This window comes from Rhizobacter sp. P1_G5 (assembly GCF_056405435.1).
Genome location: NZ_JBFUCB010000741.1, coordinates 1 through 2,712, shown reverse-complemented (window position 1 = coordinate 2,712; position 2,712 = coordinate 1). Strand labels below are relative to the sequence as shown.

Sequence of the window (2,712 nt, the reverse complement as noted above, 5' to 3'; positions counted from 1 at the left end):
GTCCAGTTGGCACCGGGAAGATCGCCCGCTGGATCTACCAGTTCGAACAGCAACCCGTTCGCCAGCGCGTCCGCGTCGCTCGACTTCCACCGGGCGGCGAGCGCCTTCATGATGCCAAGTCGCTCCTTCAAGGCGTCCACCTCCATGCCGAACAGCGGCTTCAGCACATGCACATGGTCCAGATGCACATGCTTGATGGAGCGGGACACATCGAAGCTCTCCTCCTGGGTCGCAGACACCAGGAAACCGAACACAGGCAGCTTCTCCGCCCGGGCCCGCTCCAAGTGCTCGCGAGTCTCGCGGCCGCGCTTCAGCGCGCCACCCTTCCACTCGGTTGAGCGTCCGCCCAAGACCACGAAGCGGCGGATTGTGCTCGTCAGTGGATCGTGGATCGGCGCTACGAGGTCAACCCAGACAGTGCAGACCAACCGATTCCCGTCGGCCGTGAAGGCCGCCCAGGGTGTGTCGTTGCGCGCGTGCCGAGAACTGCGGGCATGCGTGTCGAGGCCACAGGTAGCAAGCCAAAACTGGTGCGGACCATTGACGACGCGGTCGCCACGTTCTTCGGACATTGTCATCCCCTCCGGCAGATACTTTTGTGTGTCTACCGCCGTCGATTCTGGAGCAGTGCCAGCCAAACTGTTCTTGGGATTCGCACCCAGCAACGCCCCCTCAGCATGCATCGAGGCGCTCGAGCCTCTCTTCCACAGCTGGTATGCGCTGCCGTATCGGCCCGGTGAGGACTGGTTCGGAAACGACTGTCTTCGGCGAGACATCGAGCGCTTCGACATCACGCTCGAAACGGCGGAACCATGGGCGGGTCAGGATGAGGACTGGTTCGAAGAGGCATCCGCGCTCCTGCGCCTAGTGAAGTGCAGCGAGGTATACAACGAACTCGCCATGTTCAAGAAGGATACCGCCGCGCTGGTCGACGGGGGAGCACCCAACACAGCCGATGCATAGGTGGAGCCTGCCGTCTCCAACAGCGCATCAGCRGACTGGCGGCGGACGTCGCCCGAGGCTCGAGAGTCGAGCTGGGTACCCAGAACGCACGAGAGTCTCTCAGCCGCTGCAGCGCTGCCTCCAGCAACCGTTCGGCATGGCCTTGCTCGACTTATGCAGCAGCGAGCCCGCGGCGTTTCTGCGACTGCGGCATGAAAGTGGTGACGCCGCTGTCAGCCAAGGCAATTGGCTACAGCCTGGGGCGATGGGCACGGCTCATGCACTAAGTGGACGACGGCACGCTGCCGGCGGACAACAACTGGGCGGAGAACCACCCATCAAAGTCCAAGAATAGAAGCCTCGTCCACACCGGTCGGCCCTCTACAGTCACAGCCCTTCTCCAGACGCCAATTCAAGAATTCTATCTACCAGCTCGCCCTGTTCAAGAGCCGCCCGCGGTGTGCGACCGCCAAGTGCGCCAAGCGGTGTCTCGAGCCATCCGAGCATCTCAAGTCCATCGCCCTTCAATTCGACGCCAAGCTTCTGAACGACAGGCCAGAGCTGGGCATCGAACTGCCACCGCGGGAACCGCAGACCAAGTGTTGTGTGGTCGATCGCAATGACGCTCGGGTGCTTCCGCTTGGCCATGCGCTGTAGCTTCGTTGATGCGATGACGGCGAGCCTGGCGGCCTCGTCGATGCCGACCATATCAGCGCGGCCGGCCCGCCCGTCAGCGTACGACAACTTGCTGCCCATCAGCATCACACGTGAAATGCGTATCGCTCACGACGTCTTCGAGCATCTCGTCAAACAGCCAAGTTTGGAGGGGAAACCACTGCGGCCGGCCGCGGAGGCGGATCTGCAGCATCATGCGCCCTCCTTCTGCTTCGAGTGCGAAGCTCATGGCCAGGTCGTCCTGTGCCTGCTGTTGCGGGCCTCATCGAGCTCTCCAGGGACGATGACGCGTGCATTGCCATCGAAGTCGATGGCACTGATGCCTCTGAGYCCAACTCCGAAGCTCTTGAATCCTTGCTCTGTCCAACGGCCCGAGCTGTCGAGCCGGTCATGATGGTGACCGTGGACAGTCAACTTGACGCCCATGGCCTGAGCCAGCGTGTCCAAGATTTCGAAGCCGTTCGGGTGGTATGCCGGTGCTTCATGAGAGATGAGGACGTCTGCACGCATGTCAGCGAGACGGTCGAGTTCCTCTGGGTAGATCGTGCCCCAGTGCTTGCGGTGCGTGCCGCCCGCCCAGCGGTCTTGCTTCGGGGTCGACTTTGCGTGCTCCTTGCGAGAGCGAAATGCCGGCGCGCCCTCGCGCGCAGCCGAAGCCGACGGATACCAGACGGCCTCGCGAAACACACCGCCAAGTCCGGCGAGGCGCGTCCCGTCCGGCAGGGTCACGACCTTGCCGTGAACGTTCCGGTCCTCGAGCCTGCTTCCCCAAACGCGCGTCCACAACGCATCACTGTCGGCGTCGTGGTTGCCGGGAATCCACCAGACGCGATCAAGGATGGATTCAAGTTCCTCGTGCAATGGCCGCTCGGGCTCCATGTCGCCCAGCAGCACGACAGCGCTGGCCTTGGTGTGGCCCGCAGCTTCAACGATGTGGTGGAACCTTCCGTGTGGGGCGCCGCAGTACAGCACCGGGCCGTCATGCTTCATGATGCCTCCTCATTGCCGTCAGCTTTCGGCGGACGCCCGGGCAAGTCGACAGGCGTGCGCCCCTTCGAGTCGGTACCGATTGAGCCGCCCTGGTAGGGCATGTAG

The 2,712-nt window shown here is 62.9% G+C and carries 5 protein-coding genes; 1 reads left to right on the top strand and 4 read right to left on the bottom strand.

Annotated features, from left to right (window positions below; all coding sequences use genetic code 11):
• The coding region (locus tag AC1D12_RS30370; protein WP_477844957.1) for a hypothetical protein at positions 1–572 on the bottom strand (572 nt) is incomplete at its 3' end.
• 55 nt (positions 573–627) lie between these two features.
• Between AC1D12_RS30370 and AC1D12_RS30365 the strand changes: the two genes are divergently transcribed.
• Positions 628–963, top strand: a complete 336-nt coding sequence (locus AC1D12_RS30365) for a hypothetical protein (protein WP_477844956.1) — start codon at positions 628–630, stop codon at positions 961–963.
• Between the two features lie 366 nt (positions 964–1,329).
• On the opposite strand, the gene AC1D12_RS30360 is transcribed toward AC1D12_RS30365, so the two are convergent.
• The 3 genes from AC1D12_RS30360 to AC1D12_RS30350 are packed head-to-tail and all read right to left on the bottom strand — an operon-like array spanning position 1,330 to position 2,607.
• Positions 1,330–1,698, bottom strand: a complete 369-nt coding sequence (locus AC1D12_RS30360; protein ID WP_477844955.1) for a hypothetical protein — start codon at positions 1,696–1,698, stop codon at positions 1,330–1,332.
• On the bottom strand, positions 1,673–1,846 hold the full coding sequence (locus tag AC1D12_RS30355; protein ID WP_477844954.1) for a hypothetical protein: 174 nt from the start codon (positions 1,844–1,846) through the stop codon (positions 1,673–1,675). Before AC1D12_RS30355 ends, AC1D12_RS30360 begins: the two co-directional genes overlap by 26 nt.
• Positions 1,843–2,607 carry a metallophosphoesterase family protein gene (locus AC1D12_RS30350; protein ID WP_477844953.1) on the bottom strand — a complete coding sequence of 255 codons (765 nt, stop codon included), beginning with the start codon at positions 2,605–2,607 and terminating at the stop codon, positions 1,843–1,845. Before AC1D12_RS30350 ends, AC1D12_RS30355 begins: the two co-directional genes overlap by 4 nt.
• Positions 2,608–2,712 lie beyond the last annotated feature (105 nt).

Coding starts and splice junctions, on each gene's coding strand:
- AC1D12_RS30360 (WP_477844955.1), bottom strand. CDS start 1,698: ATGGGCAGCAAGTTGTCGTACGCTGACGGGCGGGCCGGCCGCGCTGAT.
- AC1D12_RS30355 (WP_477844954.1), bottom strand. CDS start 1,846: ATGAGCTTCGCACTCGAAGCAGAAGGAGGGCGCATGATGCTGCAGATC.